Consider the following 20178-nt stretch of genomic DNA (forward strand, 5'->3'; position numbering starts at 1 on the left):
CCGGGGATCAGACGCTCACGCCCAACGCTTTCCACTCACGCAGCGCCTGTGCGTCGCGCGGGGTGACGTCGGGGTATTCAGGATCATCGCCGACAAACTGCGAGATCTTCCAGGAGCGGGCGCATTTGCGACCCTGCGCTTCTTTCACGATCACACCAATTTCGAACACGCCGTCGATCGTGAACGCTTCCTCGGGGAGCTTTTCGCCGTCGCGGAGTACATGAACCTCGGCGTTCGAGGTGATGCAGACTTCCGCCCAATCGACGTCGAACAAGGCTCCCATGAATTCCTTCGCCAAATAGATCTCAGGCGAGGCCGCCAACGAGGAGCCGATGAGTTTGTTCGCGCGTGCAATCTCGAGCGCTCCGGTGACGACCCGGCGCACTGTACGGATCATCTGCCATCTCTCAGCAAGCTTGTCGTCGCGCAAGGCTTCGAGATCGTTCGGAAACAGCGTCAGGTGCACCGACGGTTCGGCATCGGGCCGGTACATGCGCCAGCCTTCCTCCGCGGTGAAGCTGAGGATCGGCGCCAGCCATTTCAGGACCGAGGTACACAACAGGTCGATCGTCGTCAGCGCCGCCTTGCGCGTCGGCGACGACGGCGGATCGCAATACAGCGTGTCCTTGCGGATGTCGAAATAGAACGCCGAAAGCTCGCTGTTCAGGAAAGCGGACAGGATCGCGACCACCGACTTGAAGTCGAACTCCTGGTAGGCCTTGCCGATGGCGGCGGCGCGGATCGCGAGCTCGTGCAGCATCAGGCGTTCGAGCTCGGGCATCTCGGCAGGCGCCACTGCGTCGGCCGGCTTGTAATGATGCAGCGTGCCGAGCATCCAGCGCACGGTGTTGCGCAGCTTGCGGTAGGTCTCGACGGTGTTCTTCAGGATCTCGGGACCGATGCGCTGGTCGTCGGTGTAGTCGCAGGACGCGACCCAGAGCCGGAGGATGTCGGCGCCGGATTCCTTGATGACGGACTGCGGCTCGATGGTGTTGCCGAGCGACTTCGACATCTTGCGGCCGTCCTCGGCCTGGGTGAAGCCGTGGGTCAGCACGATGTCGTAGGGCGCGCGGCCGCGCGTGCCGCAGCTCTCCAGCAGCGAGGAGTGGAACCAGCCGCGATGCTGGTCCGAGCCTTCCAGATACATCACCGTGTCGGTGCCGCCGTCGACCTTGCGCTTGATCCCCGCGAGGCCCGGGAAATGCACGGGGTCTTCGAGCACGAAGGCGTGCGTCGAGCCGGAATCGAACCAGACGTCGAGAATGTCGTCGACCTTCTGCCAGTCTTCATTGGCACGCGCGCCCAGGAAGCGCTCGCGCGCGCCCTTGGCGTACCAGGCGTCGGCGCCTTCCTGCTCGAAGGCATCGCCGATACGGGTGTTGACGGCCTCGTCCTGGAGGATCTCGGCGGAGCCGTCGCCCTTCTCGCGCACGAACACGGCGATCGGCACGCCCCAGGCGCGCTGACGCGAGATCACCCAGTCGGGCCGCGCCTCGATCATGCCGTTGATGCGGTTTTCGCCCGACGGCGGCACCCATTGCGTCACCGAGATCGCGTGCAGCGCGCGGGCGCGCAGCGTGTCGCCGCTCTTCGCCTTGCCGCTCGCTGCAACATCCTTGTCCATCGCGATGAACCATTGCGGCGTGTTGCGGAAGATCACCGGCTTCTTGGAGCGCCAGGAGTGCGGATATTGGTGCTTGAGCCGGCCGCGTGCCAGCAGCATGCCTCTTTCGACGAGCGCCTTGATCACGGCCTCGTTGGCATCGCCCTTCTCGCCCTTGTCGTTGATGACACGCTTGCCGGCAAAGCCCGGCGCGTGATCGGTGTAGGCGCCGTTCTCGTCGACGGTGTAGGGGATCGCCGTGGTGATGCCGCGCGCATCGAGATCGCGCGCCTGCGCCATCCAGGCATCGAAGTCCTCGCGGCCATGGCCGGGGGCGGTGTGCACGAAGCCGGTGCCGGTGTCGTCGGTGACGTGGTCACCGGGCAGCAGCGGCACGACGAAGTCGTAGCCGCCGGCAAGGCCCTTCAGCGGATGGGCGCATTCGATCGCGTCCATGGTGTCGCCAGGCACGTCGCGCACCTTCTCGAAGGCCGTCACGCGCGCCTGCTTGAAGACCTCTTCAGCGAGCGCATCGGCGAGGATCAGGAGGTCGCCCGTCTTGGTCCAATTGTCGGCGGGCGCGTCCGTCACCTTGTACAGGCCGTAGGCGATCTTCGGCGAGAACGAGATGGCGCGGTTGCCCGGCAGCGTCCAGGGCGTCGTGGTCCAGATCACGACGCTTGCGGAGGCGAGAGCGCCATGCGCGGGCGACGTGACCGGGAATTTCACCCACACCGTATCGGAGGTGTGGTCCTCGTACTCCACCTCGGCCTCGGCCAGCGCGGTCTTCTCGACCACGCTCCACATCACGGGCTTGGAGCCGCGATAGAGCGTGCCGTTGGCCGCGAACTTCATCAATTCGCGCGCGATCTGGGCTTCGGCCGGATAGCTCATCGTGGCGTAGGGATGATCCCAATCGCCGATGACGCCGAGGCGCTTGAATTCTTCGCGTTGCACGCCGAGCCAATGCGTGGCGTAGGCGCGGCACTCCTTCCGGAAGTCGATCATCGCGGTGGAATCGCGGAAATCGGGCTTCTGCTTGCCCTTCTTGCGATAGTGCTCCTCCTCGACCTTCCACTCGATCGGCAGGCCGTGGCAGTCCCAGCCCGGCACGTAGTTGGAATCGAAGCCGAGCATCTGCTGGCTCTTGGTGACGAGATCCTTGAGGATCTTGTTCAGCGCCGTGCCGATATGGATGTTGCCGTTGGCATAGGGCGGGCCGTCATGCAGCACGAACTTGGCGCGGCCCTTCGCGCTCTCGCGCAGCTTCTCGTAGAGGCCGATCTCGTACCAGCGCTTGAGGATCTCCGGCTCGCGCTGCGGCAGGCCGGCGCGCATCGGGAATTCGGTCTGCGGCAGGAACAGGGTCTTGGAATAGTCTTTGGCTTCAGGCTTTTGGGACTTTTGCGGCTTTTCGGACATGAGGCTGACTGGCTCGGAAGGGCGCGGGAACGGATGGCGATGCGGAATCGCGGGGTGAAACGACAAAATCCCGGTCTTGCGCCGAGCCTTCAGGCTCAGGCGGAAGCCGGGCCGCTAATCCCTATGATGCGCCGCGCAAACATGGGCTCTCCATAGCAGGGGGCCAAGGGAAGCGCAAAGGTTCGGGGAGGCTGGGGTCGGGCTCAATCGACGGTGCCGAGCCGCGGAAACGCGTCCGGGGCGGCGGCCAGGATGGCGCGGGCACGGGCGGAATCGTCGTCCATCTGCCGGATCAGAGCCTCCAGGCTGTCGAATTTCAGCTCCTCGCGGATGAAGCCGACGAAGGCGCAGTCCAGCTCCTGCTCGTAGAGGTCGCCCTTGAAGTCGAACAGGAAGATCTCGAGGAGGGGAGCGCCATTATCAAAGGTCGGGCGGCGGCCGAAGCTTGCCACCCCGTCGAGCCGCTCAGGCCCGCGGCCGACCCGCACCGCATAGATGCCGTGCTTCAGTCCGCAATTGGCGTCCAGGCGGATGTTGGCGGTGGGATAGCCGAGATCGCGGCCGCGCTTCTCGCCGTGGATCACCTGACCGGTGACGAACCAGGGTGCGCTCAGCATGGTGGTGGCCTCGTCCAGCTGGCCTTCGGCGAGTGCGATCCGGATCGCGCTGGAGGATACCGGCCGCTCGTCGATATCGACATGGGGCTGCACGTCGACCTCGATGCCGAGCCGGGGCGCTTCGTTGACCAGCAGGCTCGGCGAGCCGACGCGTCCTTTGCCGAAATGGAAGTCGTAGCCGACCGCGATCCCGCTGACGCCGAGCCGCCCGATCAGGTCATGGTGAATGAAGTCTTGCGCGCTGGTTCCGGCACGGGCCTTGTCGAAGGTCATGACCACGGCGCCGGCAAGCCCGGTGCCGGCCAGAAGCCGCAGCTTGGCCCGCTCGTCCGTCAGGCGGAATTGGGGGGTGTTGGGGCTGAAAAACCGCCGCGGATGCGGCTCGAAGGTCAATGCCAGCGCGGGGCGGCCCTGCGCCCGGCCCATTTCCAGGGCCGCGGCGATCACGGCGCGGTGGCCGAGATGAACCCCGTCGAAATTGCCCATGGCGACCACGGCACCCCTTGGAATCGCGGAGTCCGGCGTGGTGTCGCGGATAATGGTAAAATGCGGAGCCATCAGGGGAATTCTCAAGCCGGCGGGACCGGCCGGGACCGTGGCGCGACCGGCCGGATGAAGTCAAGCGGGAGGGGGTGGCCGCATCGAACGCGATTTCAGTCCTTGGGGGGCGTCCCCAATTAACGCGCTGTTTAACGCCTTGGTGTTAGTCCTTGACCGTGGAACTGCCGGGCTCCGGCTTGGGCAGGTCCGATCGTAATATTCCTGGGTTTGCGTTGGGGGAGTCGAGATGGCGGTTGATTTGTCGATGCCGGTTCTGGTGGTGGATGACTACAGCACCATGATCCGTATCATCAGGAATCTGCTGAAGCAGCTTGGCTTCGAGAACATCGATGATGCCAGCGACGGTTCGGCAGCACTGAACAAGATGCGCGGCAAGAAGTACGGGCTCGTGATCTCCGACTGGAACATGGAGCCGATGACGGGTTACGACCTGCTGCGCGAAGTGCGCGCGGATCCGAACCTCGCCACCACGCCCTTCATCATGATCACGGCGGAATCCAAGACCGAGAACGTGATCGCGGCCAAGAAGGCCGGCGTGAACAACTACATCGTCAAGCCGTTCAATGCGGCGACGCTGAAGACCAAGATCGAGGCGGTCTTCCCGGACATGGCGAGCGCGTAAGCGCGCGTTCGAAGCCATCAGGCGAATTCGGAAAGGCCCGGGCTTGTCCCGGGCTTTTGTTGTTCGGTTCGTCATTCCGGCACGGTGCGAAGCACCGAACTATGGGGCGCGATTGCGCACCTGAGAATCTTAAGATTCCGGGCTCGCGCTTCGCGCGCCCCGGAATGACGATCAGATCACTACCACTTCAATTCGCGCATCAGCGCCTTCGGCGGATGGCCGAACAATTCCATCACCGATGCCGGGTCGAGCTGGTCGAGACCCTCGAACTCCTCGGCGTGGATGCCGCGGGTCACGAACAGGCAGTCGATGCCGAATTCGCGCGCGCCGGTTAAGTCGGTGCGGACGGAATCGCCGATCGCAAGGACTTTTTTCCGCTCGATCGGATGGCCCTGGCGTTCGCCGGCGAGTGCCATCGCGCGCTCGTAGATCGGCCGGTGCGGCTTGCCGTAGAAGATCACCTCGCCGCCGAGCTCGCGATAGAGCTCCGCGATGGCGCCGGCGCAATAGATCAGCCGGTCGCCGCGTTCCACCACGATGTCGGGGTTGGCGCAGACCAGCGTCAGCTTGCGCTCGCGCGCCTTCAGCATCATGCCGCGATAGTCTTCCGCCGTTTCGGTCTCGTCGTCATAGAGGCCGGTGCAGACGATGTAGTCGGCGTCCTCGAGCGGCGCGGTTTTCGCATCGAGGCCGCGATAGATCGAGTTGTCGCGCTCGGGTCCGAGCCAGAACATCTTGCGGCCGGGATGCTCGGCGACATAGAGCCGCGTCAGGTCGCCCGAAGAAACGATCGCGTCATAGGTCTCGTCGGCGACGCCGAGCTTGCGCAATTGCCGCTGCACGCTGTCGGCGGGGCGCGGTGCGTTGGTGATCAGGATCACCGTACCGCCGCGGCTGCGGTATGTGTGCAGCGCCTCGCAGGCTTCGGGGAAGGATTCGAGGCCGTTATGGACCACGCCCCAGATGTCGCTGAGCACGACATCGACACCGCCCACGAGTTCGCGCAGGCTTTCGGCGAAATGCAGTGTGGTCATGATGCGCAGCGTCGATCAGATGCGGCGCGCGAGCGCCGCGTTGCCGGTGATGCGTTGGGCCGGAGGAGCGGCTGACGTCGCGCCAGGTGTCGCGCCAGATTTCGTACCTTGGCTGGGGGGAGCGGAGCCATTGGATCCCTGAATGTCCTGCGCCTGGTTCGGCGAGGCCCCGCCGGTAGCAGATGCCCCCTCAGGCCGCAATGGCCGGGGCGGCGCGAACAGGAAGCCCTGGCCGAACCGCACGTCATAGTCGAGCAGGTCCACGACGGCGCGCTCGCCTTCGATCCTTTCGGCGATCAGGTCGATGCCGAAGCGGCCGAGCAGGTCGGAGAGGTCGGAGGGATGGATGTCCGAGGCCGGGGCCTGTCTGGGGTCGAGCAGTAGCGTGGCCGGCACCTTGATGAAGCGCACCCCGCGGTCGGCCAGCTCGCGCGGCTCGATCCTGAGATCCGTGACATGGTCGATCGAGAAACGGAAGCCGCGCTGGGCCAGTGCCGCGAGATTCTCGGTCTCGGCCGGGCCGAGATTGCGGAAGGTCGATTGCTTGAACTCCAGCACCAGCGAGGGCGCCAGCGCCCGGTTGGCTTCGAGGAAGTCGAGGCATTGCGCGAAGGTTGTGGAATTGCCGAGCGTGGAGGCCGCGACGTTGCAGAACACGCCGACGTCCTTGTTGCGCACCATCAGGCGCCGCAGCACCTGCACACAGCGCAGCATCACCATGTTGTCGATGCGCCCGATCAGCCCGGATGCTTCCGCGATGCTGATGAACTCCTCGGCGGCGATCAGCTGGTCGCGCTCGTCACGCAGGCGCGTCACCGCCTCGTAGAACCGCACCTTGCGTTGCGGCAGCGTCACCATCGGCTGCAGGAAGATGTCGATGCGGTTTTCGTCGATCGCGTTGCGCAGCGTCGCGAGCAGCTGGGTCTGGTTGCGCCCGGTGACTGCCGGAACCGGGTTGGCGGCCTGGCTCTGGACCGCCGGTGCCGGTCGTGACGGCGGTGCGGGCAGCGGGGGAGGGGCCGCCGGCCGCTCCTCGAACGGCGCAATCAGGTCGATCGGCGCCTCCGGCTCCAGCCTGGCGATCGGAGCGGGAACGGGAGCCGGCGCATTGCCGGCCAACAAATCTTCATGGGTCGATACGGTGGCGGCGAGCTGCCTGACCAATCCACCGAGCTCGTTGATCTCGCCGACCACCGACTGGATGCGGTCGGAGTTGGTCGAATTGGACGAGGCGATGCGTCCCTCGATCGCAGCTAACCGGCGGCCGAACTCCGCCACCTGGCGGGCCAGGTCGGCGGTGCCGCGCGACAAATCGGCGATCTGCCCGCCGACGTCGCTGCGGTCGCGCAGCCGCATCGACACCGCGTTGTAGAGGATCAGGAAGGTCAGCGCGGTCAGCGCCACGATGGCGGATTCGGTTCCGCTGATGCCGGCGACGGCGTAGAGCACAAGCCCGAGCGAGGCCGCGACCAGTACCATGCAGATGGCGATGAAGATCGTCGAAATGCGAATCATGCCGCGCGTTACGCCTCAAGAGCTGACTGCCTTACCCGGGAAAACACGGGTCACTGTGCGAACCCGTCACGCCTCATGCTCCCCCTAGGCCGTATGACCTTAACATCATTGTTGATTCGAGGGGATAGCGGCTCGGGCCTGCACGTTCAGGACGATCACGCAGTCAGGACGGTGCGGCGGCGCCGACCGTGTCGGCCGAGACAGCCTCCCGGGTGCCGAGCGGCCTGGGCCGGCCGGTGGTCGTATCCCTCAGCGTCTGCCGCTCCATTTCCGAATTCAGCTCGGCGCCGAACATGATGACGATGGCGGACATCCACATCCACATCATCAGGCCGATGGCGGCGCCGAGCGAGCCGTAGGTCGCATTGTAATTGGCGAATGCCGAGAGATACCAGGACAGCAGCGCCGAGCCGGCGATCCAGAGGAGGGCCGCCGTCACTGCGCCGAGGCTCAACCATTGCCAGCGCGGGGCGTCGCGGCTGGGGGCGAAGCGGTACAGGATCGCCAGTGCCACGAGCAGGATCAGGAACAGCAGCGGCCATCGCGCCAGCGCCACGATCAGCTTGCTTTCGGGCGCCATGCCGAGATGATTGAGCGCGAGCGGGAAGGCGACGACGGCACCCACCATCAGCAGCAGCGCCACGATGCCGCCGACGGTGAAGGCCAGTGACACCAGATTGAGCTTGATGAAGCTGCGCTTCTCGCGCTCCTCATAGGCGACGTTGAGGGCATCGAAGATCGCCTTGACGCCCGCATTGGCGCTCCAGACCGCGAGCAGAAGGCCGAGCAGGAAGGTGGCGCCGAGCGTGGTATTGCCGTTCGACACCACGCGCGAGACTTGATCCTCCACGATCTGGAACGAGCCCTCGGGCACCATGGTCGCAAGCGTCTGCAGATTGGAACTGATCGTCGCGGGGTCGGCGAACAGGCCATAAGAGGAGACCAGCGCCGTCACCGCCGGGAAGATCGCGAGCAGCCCAAAAAAGACGACGCCGCCCGCTGTCGCGAGCAGGCGATCGTCGTCGATGCGCTGATAGGTGCGCCAGAAGATGTCCTTCCAGCCCGTCCAGGGGATCTCGAACGGACTTTTCGCCCGGCGGCCGCGGCCGGGCTGCACCGCCGCACTGGCCGGGTGCGTTTCCGGTGAATTCGCCTCGCCTTTGCGGTGGTCTTGCGGAGGGCCGGATCCGACCAGGCCGGAGTCCTGGAAGTAGCGCTCCGCGGTCAGCACGAAGACGGCAGTGGCGGCCACCAGCAGCCAGGAGTCGAGCTGTTCGGAGCGCCGCACCAGCATTCAAGCGCCCAATCTCTGACCGTGACGTCTGCGGCGCGCCGCCGTGAATCCCGCCAGCCCAATCGCCGCGAGCATCAGACCAAGCTGCACGGGTCGGTTGGTGCGCGCCGCCGAAGCTCTTGCGCCATGGCGGCGCTCGCCGGGGGCGAGCGGCGCAAGGGGAATCGTGGTGGCGACCTCTTTAACGGCTTCCTTGACCGTTCCGCGCGGAATCCGTGGGGTCGCGATTGCAACGCGCAACCGACTGGCAAGTGGCACGATCGGCTTCGATTTGCGCTTCATCTGCGCCATTGCCACGCCAGCGCAGACCGCCGCCAGCACCAGCAGCACTCCTCCGGCGGCACCAAACCCCCAGAACTGCCCGTAGGTGATGGCAACCCAGCGGTAGAGGGCGATCAGCCCGACGAAGAAGGCCGCGACAACGAAAAGGCCCGCGACCGCGAACAGCCCGCCAGCCACCGCGTAAGACGTCACCTTGCCGGTTGCCTGGCTGGTCTGGTCACGCAGATAGGATTGAGCGGCGCGTTTGACGTGGTTGAGCTTGAGCGCCATGCCGGCGCGCAGCAATTCGCCCGATGGCGCGAGCATCTGGACATCCTCCAAGAGCAAGAAAATTGTCGGAGGATGAACGTGGCGGTATTTGAGTTGTTCCGACGGAGCTCTGTCCGCCGCGTCGAATCAACCGAGATCGGCGGCTGCGATCCAGAACACCTCGCCCTCGGAGTCCTCGGTGTCGAGCCAGAGCAGCGGCAGTTCCGGAAAGGCCTCGTCGACCAGGTCGCGGCCGCGGCCGATCTCGCAGATCAGTCCGCCGTCCGGGGTGAGGTGATCGGGCGCCTCGCGCAGGATCCGGCGCACCACGTCGAGACCGTCCCTGCCGCCATCGAAGGCGAGCTTCGGCTCGGCCCGGCATTCCGGCGGCAGCGTCGCCATGCCTTCGGCATCGACGTAGGGCGGATTGGTGATAATCAGGTCGTAGCGCGCATCGCCGAGCGGGGCGAACAGGTCGCCGCGATACAGGTTGATCCGGTCCTCGAGGCCGTATTCGCCGACATTTCGCGTGGCGACCTCGATCGCGCCCTTGGAGACATCGACGGCATCGACGGTGGCGTTCGGGAAATGATGCGCCGCGAGGATGGCGAGGCATCCCGATCCCGTGCAGAGATCGAGCACGCGCTCGACGCCCGTAGGCTCGTCGATCAGCGATCCGGCCTCGCCATCGCCGCCGAAATGCGACTCCAGCAGCTCTCCGATGAAGGAGCGCGGAACGATGACGCGCTCATCGACATAGAAGGGCAAGCCGAGCATGTAGATCTTGTTGACGAGATAGGCGGCCGGTTTGCGCGTGGTGACACGTCGATGGATGAGGTCGAGGATGGTCTTGCCTTCCGCCGCCGTGACCCGTGCGTTGGCAAAGATCTCGAACTGCTCGGGATTGAGATGCAGCGCTTCGCTCACCAGGAAGGCTGCTTCGACAACCGGATCGGTCGTACCGTGCGCAAAGGCGAGCTCGGCTTCGACAAAGCGGCTCACCCCATAGCGGACGAAATCGACCAGCGTGAGAAGTTCACCCGGGCCGACTTTGGCGAGCTTGGGCGCGGCGCGGCCGCGGACGGTCTTTTTGGATGCTTTTGCCATCAGGATCGGGTCCAGCGCGCGGCGGCCTCGTCGTCGCGAGCCTGAGCCTCGACCCAGCCGGTGCCGGCTTCGCTCTCTTCCTTCTTCCAGAACGGGGCGCTGGTCTTGAGGTAGTCCATCAGGAACTCGGCCGCATGGAATGCGGCCTGGCGGTGCTGCGAGGCGGTCAACACCAGCACGATGTTCTGGCCGGGCATGAAGCGGCCGACGCGGTGAATCACGGTGACGCCGTTCAGCGGCCAGCGCGAGGTCGCCTCGTCGGTATGACGCCTGATCTCTTCCTCAGCCATGCCGGGATAGTGTTCGAGCGTCAGCGCGGCGATCTTCGCACTGTCCTCGTCACCGCGGCAGATGCCGGAGAAGGTGACGACCGCGCCGATGTCGGTGCGGCCCGCCGTCAAAGCCGCGATCTCGCGCGCGATGTCGAAATCGTCCGCCTGGATGCGGATGGTGACGGGGCAGCTGGAGACAGGGGAAGTCATGGTCTAGCCGCCGGTCATCGGCGGGAAGAACGCGATCTCGCGGGCGCCCGCGATTGCGGCATCCGATTTGACATGGGCATGGTCGATCGCGGTGCGGATCACCTTCGGCTTCTCGAACGCGTAGGCGTAGGCCTCGCCTTGGCCGGACAGCCACGCGATCAACTCCTCGACGGTCCGCACGGTCGCCGGCGGCTCGATGGTCTCTTCGGCCTTGCCGATGCGTTCGCGCACCCAGGCGAAATACTTCACCTTCATCCCTCGTCCTCCTTGATGAGGTGATGGATGCCGGCGCGGAAATAGTCGTAGCCGGTGTAGATGGTCAGGATCGCCGAGGCCCATAGCAGCGCGAGGCCAATCATCGAGACGACGGGCACCACCTCGTCGCCGGCCGGGCCAGCGAGCAGAAAGCCGATGGCGACGAGCTGGACCGTGGTCTTCCACTTCGCGAGCTTGGTCACGGGAACGCTGACGCGGAGCGCGGCGAGATATTCGCGCAGGCCCGAGACCAGGATCTCGCGGCACAGGATCACGATGGCGGCCCACAGCGACCAGCCGTGGATGATGCCGTCCGCGGCCAGCATCAGCAGGCACGAGGCGACCAGCAGCTTGTCGGCGATCGGATCGAGCATCCGGCCGAACGCCGATTGCTGATTCCAGATCCGCGCATAGTAGCCGTCAAGGTAATCGGTCACCGCGGCGCCGATGAAGATGGCCACCGCCACCCAGCGTAGCCAGAGCGGCTGATCCAGAATCGACTGCGCATAGATGCATCCGACGACGACCGGGATCGCGGCGATCCGGCCATAGGTCAGGAGGTTCGGGAGGGACATCGCGCGGCTGGTCGTCCCTCGTGTCGTGGCGATGTTCATCCGTCCTACCAATACCGCTGTGGCCTGAAGGTCAACCGTTCAGCTCCCAGATGGGGTGCGGGATGCGACGACCATATGACCACAGCCCCCTTTAGTTCATCCCGGCTGAGGATGGAAATACTCGAAAATCTTGCGAGCGCTCTCGGCGCTCACCCCCGGAACCTTGCCGAGATCCGCGATCGAGGCGCGTTCGATCTCCTTCAGGGTCCCGAAATGATGCAGCAAGGCACGTTTGCGTGACGGGCCGATGCCCGGAATCTCCTGCAAGCCGGCCTCGCGGATGTCCTTCTTGCGCAGCTTGCGGTGCGAGCCGATGACGAAGCGGTGGGCCTCGTCGCGCAGGCGCTGGATGAAATAGAGCACGGGGTCGCGCGGCTCCAGCTTGATCGCCTCGCGCTCCGGCATGAACAGGGTCTCGCGGCCGGCATCCCGGTCCGGTCCCTTGGCGACCGACATCAGCGACACCTGGGTCAGGCCGAGATTGGCAAAGATCTCGCGCACGGCGTTGAGCTGGCCGCGGCCGCCGTCGATGATGACGAGATCGGGCCATTGCGGGAAATCGTCGTCCTTCGCTTTGCTCGCACCCTCCTCGGGCGGATTGATCAGGCGCTTGAAGCGCCGCTCCAGCACCTCGCGCATCATGGCGAAGTCGTCGCCGGGCGTGATCCCTTCCGACTTGATGTTGAACTTGCGGTACTGGTTCTTCACGAAACCATCAGGGCCGGCGACGATCATGGCGCCGACCGCATTGGTGCCCTGGATGTGGCTGTTGTCGTAGACCTCGATGCGCTTGGGCGAATGCGGCAGGCTCAGCGTCGTGGCGATGGCGTCGAGCAGGCGGCTTTGCGTGGCGGTGTCCGCGAGCTTGCGGCCGAGCGCCTCGCGCGCATTGGTCAGCGCGTGGGCGACGAGTTCCTTCTTCTCGCCGCGCTTGGGCGCGGCGACCTCGACCTTGTGGCCGGCCTTGATCGACAGCGCATTGGCGAGCAGCTCGCTCTCCTCGATCTCGTGCGAGAGCAGGATGTTCCTCGGCGGCGGCTTGTCGTCGTAGAACTGGGCGAGGAAGGAGCCGAGCACCTCTTCCGGGGTGTACGTTTTTTCCGCGCGCGGAAAATAGGCGCGGTTGCCCCAGTTCTGGCCGGTGCGGAAGAAGAACACCTCGACGCAGGAGAAGCCGCCCTCCTGATGGATGGCGAACACGTCGGCTTCCTCGACCGTGCGCGGGTTGATGCCCTGCTGCGACTGGATCGCCGACAGCGCGGCGAGGCGGTCGCGGTAGAGCGCGGCACGCTCGAACTCGAGCTCGCCGGAGGCCTTCTCCATCTCGCCGGCAAGCTCCTGCTTCACAGCATGGCTCTTGCCGGACAGGAAGTCGCTCGCCTCGCGCACCAGGGTCGTATAGCCGGGAAAGTCGATCTCGCGGGTGCAGGGGCCGGCGCAGCGGCGGATCTGGTAGAGCAGGCAGGGCCTGGTGCGGCTCTCGAAGAAGGAATCGGTGCAGGAGCGGATCAGGAAGGCGCGCTGCAGCGCCGTGATGGTGCGGTTGACGGCGCCGGCGGAGGCGAACGGACCGAAATAGCGCCCGGGCCGGCTCTGCGCGCCGCGATGTTTCAGGATCTGCGGCGCCCAATGGTCGCCGGTGATCAGGATATAGGGAAACGATTTGTCGTCGCGCAGCTGCACGTTGAAGCGCGGCCGAAGCTGCTTGATGAGGTTGGCTTCCAGCAGCAGCGCCTCGGTCTCGGTGTTGGTCGAGACGATTTCCACGGTCACCGTGGCTGCGATCATGCGCAGGATGCGGGCCGGCTGCGGCGCATTCTGGCGCGCATAGTTGGAGAGGCGCTTTTTGACGTTCTTGGCCTTGCCGACATAGAGCACGTCGGCATTCGCATTGAGCATGCGGTAGACGCCGGGCGAGGTGGGGGCGAGGCGGACCGCGCGCTCGATCGCCTCGTGACCGGTCGCCAGCGGTCCTTCGCCGACGGCCCCGCTCTCTTCCAGGATATCGGGCAGCCGCGCATCGTCCTCGTCATCGCCGCCGCTGGTGGCGGGATCGAGGTCCGGAGGCGTCTCGGCTGGGACGTCCGGTGCGGTGCCTCGCACGGGCTTGCGCGCGCGCTCGTCCGGATTGTCGGTGGAATCGTGAACCATGGAGCGAATTTAGGCGCTGGGGGTGCCGATTTGAAGTTCCGGCCGTGCGGCACGCACAGGATGGCGGCGCAGTTCCCGGTAACGCTTGCTTAAGCCTGTTAACAGCGCGGTAACCCGGCTTAACAGCCCTTTAACTTAAAACTCTCGATAAATCTTACGCGAAAAGGTCGTGGTTCCCTAACCATGCGGGTTGCCTCGCGCGGCGGCGTCAGGCGCCGCGGCCGGTGACGGCAGTTGCGTTGGAGTGTGTGATGAAGAGGCTCGTTGTGGGCGCGGCCGCGTTGGTGGCAGCCGGCTGGACAGCTTCGGCGGAGGCCGCCGATCTCAATTACGGTCAGCGTGCGCCCTATACCGTCAACCAGCCGCTCAACGCCTATAGCTGGGCCGGCCCCTATCTCGGCGGCAACATCGGCTATGAATGGGGCTCGGTCGACAACAATCCCTCAAAGCCGTCGGGTTTCGTCGGCGGTATTCAGGCCGGCTACAACTTCCAGAATGGCCCGTTTGTGTTCGGCGTCGAGGGCGACATCCAGGCCGCCGGTGCCGACGACACCTTCGCACCGTGGAAATTCTCCAATCCGTGGTTCGGCACCCTGCGCGGCCGCGCCGGCTATGCCTTCAGTAACATCCTGTTCTACGGCACCGCGGGCCTTGCCTTCGGCGAGCTGCGCGCACAGACGTTCGGCTGGACGGAATCGCACACCACCGCCGGCTGGACCATCGGTGCCGGCGCAGAGGTCGGCTTCGCGCCGAACTGGAGCGCGAAGCTCGAATATCTCTACATCGATCTGTCGTCGAGCCAGTTCGCAATTACGGGCGTGTCAAACGGCTATAGCGCCAGCGTTGTGCGCGCAGGCGTGAACTATCACTTCTGATAGCTGAAGAAGAAAATACCGGACTACAACCTCCCGGCCGCTCGCGGCCGGGATTTTTTTTGCGCCAAGTATCTTTGCGCCAAGTATTGCGCCGAATGTTGTGCGTCAGGCCCGCTAGGAGAGGATGACCAGATTGACCGCCTTCGGTCCCTTCCCCTTCTTGTCAGGTTCGACTTCGAAAGTAATACGCTGTCCTTCCGCAAGGTCCTTCAGTCCGGCCCGCTCCACAGCAGTAATATGCACGAAGACGTCGCGGCCTCCGTCGTCAGGCTTGATGAAACCGTAGCCGCGTTCGCCGTTGAAAAACTTGACCGTTCCCGTCATGGCCATCGGGAAACTCCCCCTCATTGCTCCTCCGCCGCGACGCAGACTCACGTCACGGCATGACCGGGCGTCACGAAGCCCGGGAGCTGGCCATCCTTGGGCGGACCGCTGGCGGTCCGGCCGGATCTTTCTTAGGCCTTCACTCCGCCGCAACCATTCGCGGAAGCGGAACGTAAAGCCAGTCACGGAAATAGCATAATACGGTTCTCTGCAGATTGACTACCGCTCCTGCATATTTTTCCCAAGAATGCCGGAGTGTTACGGCTTTTTGGCTCTAAGGCTTGGGCACCTCCAATCGGAATCTGGCAGCACCGCCTTGGCCGAGCGGCATTTCCAGCTCGGGCAGGATCGTCTTGAGCTCGCCCTGCAGCGTGTAGGGTGGATTGACGATCAGCAGCCCGGTGGAGGCGAGAGCCCCGCCATCGAGCTGAGGCGCGACGCTGAACTCGAGGCGCAGACAATTTCCCGGCGGTTTTGCTGCAGCTGCGAGCCGCGCCACCGTTTGGGCCAGCGTGTCGGTGGCGCGCCGGTTCTTGGCCGGATACCAGATGACATAGATACCGGTCGGCCATTTCGCGAAGGCTGTGGAGAAGGCCTCGCCCAGCCGTTCGAACTCGTCCTTTGCCTCGAAGGGCGGATCGATCAGCACGAGGCCACGCCGCTCCTTCGGCGGCACGAAGGCCGGCAGCGCCACCCAGCCGTCGAGGTCGACCACGCGAGCCTGTTCGTCGTGGCGCAGCACGGCGATCAGCGCTTTCCGCGCCTTCGGCTCGAGCTCGCAGGCGACGAGTCGGTCTTGCGGCCGGAGCAGGCCGCGCGCGATCAACGGCGAGCCCGGATAGGCCTTGAGCTCACCCTTCGGATTGAAGGCGCGGACGATGTCGAGATAGGGTTGTACCAGCGCCAGGGTCTCGTTCGACAGGCGTGCCTGCATCAGCCGCGCGATGCCGGTCAGCCATTCGCCGCCCCGGCGCGCCTCGTCGCTGTCGAGATCGTAGAGGCCGGCGCCGGCATGGGTGTCGATGACGCGGAACGCCCCCGGCTTGTCCTGCAGATAGGTGATGATGCGCGCCAGCACGATGTGCTTGATGACATCGGCGAAGTTGCCGGCGTGGAAGGCGTGGTGGTAGTTCATGGGAAGAGCACTACGCCACGTGATGGCTTGAAGCAAAGAGGCACAATCACATGTCCCGGACGCGGTGCAGCGTGTAACGCTGCGCCGCTGAACCGGGACCCAGCTTCTTCCTGTGTGATGGGCCCCGGATCAGCAGTGCACTACGCCGCGTTTCGCGGCGCATTGCACTGCATCCGGGGCACGAGACCTCGGCCTATCCGCCCCTGATCGGCGGCATCGTCACCTGCTCGCGGCGGCAGGTGCGGCGTTCGATCTCGTCGCAGGCGCGGAATTGCAGGTCCTTGCTGAGGCAGATGCGAACTTCGGAGAGCCTGGTCCGGTTGCAGGTGACCGAGACGGAGGCATTGCTCAGCCCCGGATTGGCCTTGATGAAGGCTTCCTCCACATCCGCCGGCGCCACGGTCTTGGCCTGCGACAAATCGAGATATTCGGCCGGGATCTTGATCGCAGCGCGCGCCTTGCGGATCGTCTCGAAATAGCTGCGGCCCTCGAGGCCCGAGCAGGTGCCGTGCTTGTCCCATTCGTTGAAGATCAGGCCCGGCGCCGGCATCAGATCGAGCATCGAGGACACGATGTTGCGATTCAGCCGCGGCGAAGGCCGTTGGCAATATTCCGGGAAGCCATTCTCATATTGCGGCCACAGCCCATGCACCACGAAGGCGTAGGGCCGACCGCTGCACTGGATCTGCGAGCGGCCGCCACGCTCGGCCGCCTCCTCGCAGAACGAGGGCGACCACGACAGCGACAGCACATAGAAGTCGAACTCGCCGGGCGCGTTCTGCCGCTTGTCCTGGGCGTTTGCGCCGCCGGCGAGCAAGGCCAGTCCGGCGGCAAGGGTCAGGGAGATCACGAGACGGGAAAACGAATGCAATCTGGAATGAAACATGGCGACGCCCCTCAACTAGACTGTGCGAGGAAGCCTAGCAGGCGATGGGAACATTTCAAGAACAAAATTCAGGTGGCCGCCGTTCGGCGCCTCGAGCGACGAACCAGGGCTTCCTGATCAGGGCTTCCTGATCAGGGCTTGGCGGCACGGCAGGCCGGATTATAGGCCCAGTTGCGGTCGAGCCCGACCACGCACCATTCGACGCCGTTGCCATAGCCGGCGAAGCCGCCATCCTCGATGATCGAGAAGTGCACCTTGCGCACCTTGCCGTCATTGAGCATGGCCTCGCCGGTGCAATAGCGGCGCGGAATATTGTCGGACTGCCAGGGCCGGAACGCGGTCTCGCGAACGGCCGAGAAGCCGGTGATCTTCAACGAGGAATTCCAGAACGTGCTTTCCTTCTCCCAGAACTGGGTGGCGATGGTCGGCAGCGCCCGGTCGCAATCGGCAACGGCGCCGTCATAGCGCGGTCCGCTCAGCCAGAAGTTCAGCTCCAGCGGATTGGCGGCCCTGGCCTCGCCGAGCGACATCGCTCCGAACATGAGGCCGAGCACGGCGGCATAGCGGAACGATTTCAGGAAGGGGGCGAGCATGGTCAATCCGGACAGCTGAAGTCTTGCGAAGGTTGGACGGTGCCGCGAAGGCCGGGGGAGGTCAAGTGCAGCGCGGCAACACTTCGCCAGGAGTTGACCACAACATCGTGGTTGGCAGGGCTTCCGTTCTTTTCACTTCCCTCCCGGCACCGTAAACTGGCCGCCAGCCAATTGGAGTGACGGGAATGCGAATCATTGCGGCCGCGGGTCTTCTCGCCAGCCTGGTTGTCTCGGGTATGATGGCGAGCCAGTCGGCGCGCGCCGACTATGTGCCGCCGTTCAAGGGCAACGACACCGGCGGCATCATCGCCTATTCGATGGCCACCCAGGTCGATGCCCGGCAGGCCGCGGTCGATCACTGCGCGCGCTACGGCAAGGTCGTGAAATTCCTGGCGGTGCAGGCCTATGAGGGCGGCTACATCTCGTTCTCGTGCCGCTGGGTGCCTTATGGCGCCGCCGACCAGCCGATCCGCACGCTCTACTGAGGCGCTTTCGTAGCGCCGCATCTCTCAGCCGGGAGCCTCCACATGACGCGCAAACTCGCTTTGCTCGGCTCGACGCTTTGCCTCGTGGTGTCGGCGGGCAGCGCCAGCGCCGACGATCTGCCGGTCCGCAAGGCCGGTCTTTGGGAAATGAAGCTGGTCACGACCGGCTCGCCCATGCCCGAGATGACCATGCAGCACTGCACAGACGAGACCGTCGACAAGGAGATGAACAACAACGTCTCCCCGATGGCGAAGCAGATCTGCGCCAAACAGGACATCAAGAAGACCGCGACCGGCTATGTCAGCGATTCCGAGTGCAGCGTCGCCGGCGTCAGCACGACCTCGCATGCCGAGATCACGGGCGATTTCAATTCGGCCTACACGGTGAAGACCTCTTCGCACGCACAGGGCGGCGTCGCCGGCGCGGCCGGGCGCGATACCACCATGACGCTGCAAGCCAAATGGCTCGGGGCCTGCAAGCCCGACCAGAAGCCCGGCGACATCGTGATGCCCGGCGGCTTCAAGATGAACGTGCGCGACATGGACAAGCTGAAGGCGCTGCTGCCGAAGTAGGCGGGATCGTAGGTCGTAGCCCGGATGGAGCGCAGCGAAATCCGGGGCTCCGCGCCACGATAGGCTGATCCCGGATTGCGCTGCGCTCCATCCGGGCTACGGCATCGGCTACACCGGTATCCGCACACTCGCCCTCAATCCCCCCATCGGGCTGTCGCCGAGGGTGATGTCGCCGCCATGCGAGCGGGCGATATCGCGGGCGATGGCGAGGCCGAGGCCCGTGCCGCCCTCATCCTGGTTGCGGGCGTTGTCGAGCCGCAGGAACGGCTTGAACACTTCTTCGCGCAAATGCGCGGGAATGCCGGGGCCGTCGTCGTCGATGGTCACGGTCAAATAACGGTGATCACGCTGGCCGGTGATGGCGATGGCCTTGCCGTAGCGCGCCGCGTTGGTGACGAGGTTGGCGAGACAGCGCTTGAACGAGGCCGGCTTCACCGTCACCACGGGCAGGCCATGGAAGGCAACGGTCGCGGTATGGCCATGGCGCTCGGCGTCGCCGCGCAATTCCTCGAGCGCCTGCGCCATGTCGGTCGGCTGCGACTGCTCACCGGAATCGCCGCGGGCAAACGCGAGGTAATCCTCCAGCATCATCGACATTTCGTCGACGTCCTTGCGCATGCCATCGAGCTCGGGGCTGTCGCCGATCAGCGCCAGCTCGAGCTTGAAGCGGGTCAGGATGGTGCGCAGATCGTGGCTGACGCCGGCGAGCATCGCGGTGCGCTGCTCCATCGTGCGCTCGATGCGCGATTTCATCTCGAGGAAGGCAACCGACGCGCGCCGCACCTCGCGCGCGCCGCGCGGTCTGAAGTTCGGCGCTTCGCGGCCCTTGCCGAAACTCTCGGCGGCGTCGGCAAGGCGCAGGATCGGCTTGATCTGGTTGCGCAGGAACAGCACGGCCACGATCAGCAGGATCGAGGACGTGCCGACCATCCAGAACAGGAATATCTCCGAGTTGGAGGCATAGGCGGCGCTGCGCTGCGCGAACACGCGCATCACGGCATCGTCGAGCTGGATGCGGATCTCGACGAGATTGGAGCGGCCGACCGTGTCGATCCAGAACGCGCGTCCGATCTGGCGGCCGAGCTGTACCGACAGCGTCTGGTCGAGCAGCGAGAAGAACGGTTTTGGTCCCGGCGGCGGCATGTCGCCGGGGGGCAGGAAATCGACGACGAGGCCTAGGCGTTGCTGCGCGATGCGACGAATCTGCTCGCGATCCCGGTCCTGCGGATAGCCCTTGTAGACGTCGATCAGTGCGGCGATGTCCTGCACCACCGCGGCGGAGAGGCGCCGCGTCACCGTGTTCCAGTGCCGCTCCATGAACACGAAGGCGACGACCGATTGCAGCACCACCATCGGCACGATCATGATGAGCAGCGCGCGGGCGTAGAGGCCGGTCGGCATCCAGCCCTTGAACGCATTGCCCATCCAGCCATTGGCGGCGGAGACGCGGCCGGCGGCGCTCTTCAGAAGCGTCAGGCCGGTATCGATCGTGCTCATCG

At 65.0% G+C, this 20178-nt stretch carries 20 protein-coding genes; 4 read left to right on the plus strand and 16 right to left on the minus strand.

Annotated features, from left to right (window positions below; translation table 11 throughout):
* Nucleotides 1-7 precede the first annotated feature (7 nt).
* Nucleotides 8-3025 carry an isoleucine--tRNA ligase gene (gene ileS, locus AABA86_RS32020; protein ID WP_338309618.1) on the minus strand — a complete coding sequence of 1006 codons (3018 nt, stop codon included), beginning with the start codon at nt 3023-3025 and terminating at the stop codon, nt 8-10.
* A 203-nt stretch (nt 3026-3228) separates the two neighbouring features.
* On the minus strand, nt 3229-4200 hold the full coding sequence (locus AABA86_RS32025; RefSeq protein WP_338309619.1) for a bifunctional riboflavin kinase/FAD synthetase: 972 nt from the start codon (nt 4198-4200) through the stop codon (nt 3229-3231).
* Between the two features lie 229 nt (nt 4201-4429).
* Here AABA86_RS32025 and AABA86_RS32030 point away from each other — a divergent pair, with 229 nt between their 5' ends.
* On the plus strand, nt 4430-4825 hold the full coding sequence (locus AABA86_RS32030; RefSeq protein ID WP_008567674.1) for a response regulator: 396 nt from the start codon (nt 4430-4432) through the stop codon (nt 4823-4825).
* A 179-nt stretch (nt 4826-5004) separates the two neighbouring features.
* On the opposite strand, the gene AABA86_RS32035 is transcribed toward AABA86_RS32030, so the two are convergent.
* The 9 genes from AABA86_RS32035 to uvrC all read right to left on the minus strand — a co-directional run bounded on the left by AABA86_RS32035 (nt 5005) and on the right by uvrC (nt 13808).
* Nucleotides 5005-5859, minus strand: a complete 855-nt coding sequence (locus AABA86_RS32035; protein WP_212248424.1) for a TIGR01459 family HAD-type hydrolase — start codon at nt 5857-5859, stop codon at nt 5005-5007.
* Nucleotides 5860-5874: 15 nt separating this feature from the next.
* Nucleotides 5875-7374: an EAL domain-containing protein gene (locus AABA86_RS32040; RefSeq protein ID WP_338309620.1), complete on the minus strand. Its 1500-nt coding sequence runs from the start codon at nt 7372-7374 to the stop codon at nt 5875-5877.
* Between the two features lie 163 nt (nt 7375-7537).
* On the minus strand, nt 7538-8668 hold the full coding sequence (locus AABA86_RS32045) for a YihY/virulence factor BrkB family protein (RefSeq protein ID WP_212248422.1): 1131 nt from the start codon (nt 8666-8668) through the stop codon (nt 7538-7540).
* Nucleotides 8669-9256 (minus strand): phage holin family protein, encoded by a 588-nt coding sequence (locus AABA86_RS32050; protein WP_338309621.1) that lies wholly within the window; start codon nt 9254-9256, stop codon nt 8669-8671. It abuts the gene before it with no gap.
* 90 nt (nt 9257-9346) lie between these two features.
* Entirely contained in the window at nt 9347-10306 is a 960-nt protein-coding gene (prmB, locus tag AABA86_RS32055) for a 50S ribosomal protein L3 N(5)-glutamine methyltransferase (protein WP_338309622.1), read from the minus strand.
* Nucleotides 10306-10788, minus strand: a complete 483-nt coding sequence (locus AABA86_RS32060) for a molybdenum cofactor biosynthesis protein MoaE (protein ID WP_212248419.1) — start codon at nt 10786-10788, stop codon at nt 10306-10308. Before AABA86_RS32060 ends, prmB begins: the two co-directional genes overlap by 1 nt.
* A 3-nt stretch (nt 10789-10791) precedes the next feature.
* Nucleotides 10792-11043, minus strand: a complete 252-nt coding sequence (gene moaD, locus AABA86_RS32065; RefSeq protein WP_018453492.1) for a molybdopterin converting factor subunit 1 — start codon at nt 11041-11043, stop codon at nt 10792-10794.
* The gene (pgsA, locus tag AABA86_RS32070; protein ID WP_212248418.1) at nt 11040-11657 is read right to left on the minus strand and encodes a CDP-diacylglycerol--glycerol-3-phosphate 3-phosphatidyltransferase; all 618 of its coding nucleotides are present in this window, start codon (nt 11655-11657) and stop codon (nt 11040-11042) included. Before pgsA ends, moaD begins: the two co-directional genes overlap by 4 nt.
* Before the next feature lie 96 nt (nt 11658-11753).
* Entirely contained in the window at nt 11754-13808 is a 2055-nt protein-coding gene (uvrC, locus tag AABA86_RS32075; RefSeq protein ID WP_212248417.1) for an excinuclease ABC subunit UvrC, read from the minus strand.
* Between the two features lie 251 nt (nt 13809-14059).
* Here uvrC and AABA86_RS32080 point away from each other — a divergent pair, with 251 nt between their 5' ends.
* Entirely contained in the window at nt 14060-14683 is a 624-nt protein-coding gene (locus AABA86_RS32080) for an outer membrane protein (RefSeq protein ID WP_338309623.1), read from the plus strand.
* Nucleotides 14684-14797: 114 nt separating this feature from the next.
* On the opposite strand, the gene AABA86_RS32085 is transcribed toward AABA86_RS32080, so the two are convergent.
* From AABA86_RS32085 to AABA86_RS32100, 4 genes are all read right to left on the minus strand, one after another.
* The gene (locus AABA86_RS32085) at nt 14798-15013 is read right to left on the minus strand and encodes a cold-shock protein (RefSeq protein WP_008544396.1); all 216 of its coding nucleotides are present in this window, start codon (nt 15011-15013) and stop codon (nt 14798-14800) included.
* Nucleotides 15014-15281: 268 nt separating this feature from the next.
* On the minus strand, nt 15282-16142 hold the full coding sequence (locus AABA86_RS32090; protein ID WP_338309624.1) for a 23S rRNA (adenine(2030)-N(6))-methyltransferase RlmJ: 861 nt from the start codon (nt 16140-16142) through the stop codon (nt 15282-15284).
* Between the two features lie 193 nt (nt 16143-16335).
* The gene (locus tag AABA86_RS32095) at nt 16336-17028 is read right to left on the minus strand and encodes a ribonuclease T2 (RefSeq protein ID WP_338309625.1); all 693 of its coding nucleotides are present in this window, start codon (nt 17026-17028) and stop codon (nt 16336-16338) included.
* A gap of 131 nt (nt 17029-17159) precedes the next feature.
* Nucleotides 17160-17570 (minus strand): hypothetical protein, encoded by a 411-nt coding sequence (locus tag AABA86_RS32100; RefSeq protein ID WP_246550281.1) that lies wholly within the window; start codon nt 17568-17570, stop codon nt 17160-17162.
* A 236-nt stretch (nt 17571-17806) separates the two neighbouring features.
* Between AABA86_RS32100 and AABA86_RS32105 the strand changes: the two genes are divergently transcribed.
* Together AABA86_RS32105 and AABA86_RS32110 are read left to right on the plus strand one after the other, a co-directional pair.
* The gene (locus AABA86_RS32105) at nt 17807-18106 is read left to right on the plus strand and encodes a hypothetical protein (RefSeq protein ID WP_038947472.1); all 300 of its coding nucleotides are present in this window, start codon (nt 17807-17809) and stop codon (nt 18104-18106) included.
* A gap of 42 nt (nt 18107-18148) precedes the next feature.
* On the plus strand, nt 18149-18679 hold the full coding sequence (locus AABA86_RS32110; RefSeq protein WP_212248412.1) for a DUF3617 domain-containing protein: 531 nt from the start codon (nt 18149-18151) through the stop codon (nt 18677-18679).
* A gap of 108 nt (nt 18680-18787) precedes the next feature.
* Here the strand turns inward: AABA86_RS32110 and AABA86_RS32115 are convergent, their stop codons facing one another.
* A complete protein-coding gene (locus tag AABA86_RS32115; protein WP_338309626.1) occupies nt 18788-20176 on the minus strand; it encodes an ATP-binding protein in 1389 nt (462 codons plus the stop codon).
* Between the last annotated feature and the right edge of the window lie 2 nt (nt 20177-20178).

Origin of the sequence: Bradyrhizobium sp. TM233 (genome assembly GCF_036247965.1) — a bacterium.
Taxonomy (GTDB): Bacteria; Pseudomonadota; Alphaproteobacteria; order Rhizobiales; family Xanthobacteraceae; genus Bradyrhizobium; species Bradyrhizobium ottawaense.

Coding starts and splice junctions, on each gene's coding strand:
- ileS (WP_338309618.1), bottom strand. CDS start 3,025: ATGTCCGAAAAGCCGCAAAAGTCCCAAAAGCCTGAAGCCAAAGACTAT.
- AABA86_RS32025 (WP_338309619.1), bottom strand. CDS start 4,200: ATGGCTCCGCATTTTACCATTATCCGCGACACCACGCCGGACTCCGCG.
- AABA86_RS32030 (WP_008567674.1), top strand. CDS start 4,430: ATGGCGGTTGATTTGTCGATGCCGGTTCTGGTGGTGGATGACTACAGC.
- AABA86_RS32035 (WP_212248424.1), bottom strand. CDS start 5,859: ATGACCACACTGCATTTCGCCGAAAGCCTGCGCGAACTCGTGGGCGGT.
- AABA86_RS32040 (WP_338309620.1), bottom strand. CDS start 7,374: ATGATTCGCATTTCGACGATCTTCATCGCCATCTGCATGGTACTGGTC.
- AABA86_RS32045 (WP_212248422.1), bottom strand. CDS start 8,668: ATGCTGGTGCGGCGCTCCGAACAGCTCGACTCCTGGCTGCTGGTGGCC.
- AABA86_RS32050 (WP_338309621.1), bottom strand. CDS start 9,256: ATGCTCGCGCCATCGGGCGAATTGCTGCGCGCCGGCATGGCGCTCAAG.
- prmB (WP_338309622.1), bottom strand. CDS start 10,306: ATGGCAAAAGCATCCAAAAAGACCGTCCGCGGCCGCGCCGCGCCCAAG.
- AABA86_RS32060 (WP_212248419.1), bottom strand. CDS start 10,788: ATGACTTCCCCTGTCTCCAGCTGCCCCGTCACCATCCGCATCCAGGCG.
- moaD (WP_018453492.1), bottom strand. CDS start 11,043: ATGAAGGTGAAGTATTTCGCCTGGGTGCGCGAACGCATCGGCAAGGCC.
- pgsA (WP_212248418.1), bottom strand. CDS start 11,657: ATGAACATCGCCACGACACGAGGGACGACCAGCCGCGCGATGTCCCTC.
- uvrC (WP_212248417.1), bottom strand. CDS start 13,808: ATGGTTCACGATTCCACCGACAATCCGGACGAGCGCGCGCGCAAGCCC.
- AABA86_RS32080 (WP_338309623.1), top strand. CDS start 14,060: ATGAAGAGGCTCGTTGTGGGCGCGGCCGCGTTGGTGGCAGCCGGCTGG.
- AABA86_RS32085 (WP_008544396.1), bottom strand. CDS start 15,013: ATGGCCATGACGGGAACGGTCAAGTTTTTCAACGGCGAACGCGGCTAC.
- AABA86_RS32090 (WP_338309624.1), bottom strand. CDS start 16,142: ATGAACTACCACCACGCCTTCCACGCCGGCAACTTCGCCGATGTCATC.
- AABA86_RS32095 (WP_338309625.1), bottom strand. CDS start 17,028: ATGTTTCATTCCAGATTGCATTCGTTTTCCCGTCTCGTGATCTCCCTG.
- AABA86_RS32100 (WP_246550281.1), bottom strand. CDS start 17,570: ATGTTCGGAGCGATGTCGCTCGGCGAGGCCAGGGCCGCCAATCCGCTG.
- AABA86_RS32105 (WP_038947472.1), top strand. CDS start 17,807: ATGCGAATCATTGCGGCCGCGGGTCTTCTCGCCAGCCTGGTTGTCTCG.
- AABA86_RS32110 (WP_212248412.1), top strand. CDS start 18,149: ATGACGCGCAAACTCGCTTTGCTCGGCTCGACGCTTTGCCTCGTGGTG.
- AABA86_RS32115 (WP_338309626.1), bottom strand. CDS start 20,176: ATGAGCACGATCGATACCGGCCTGACGCTTCTGAAGAGCGCCGCCGGC.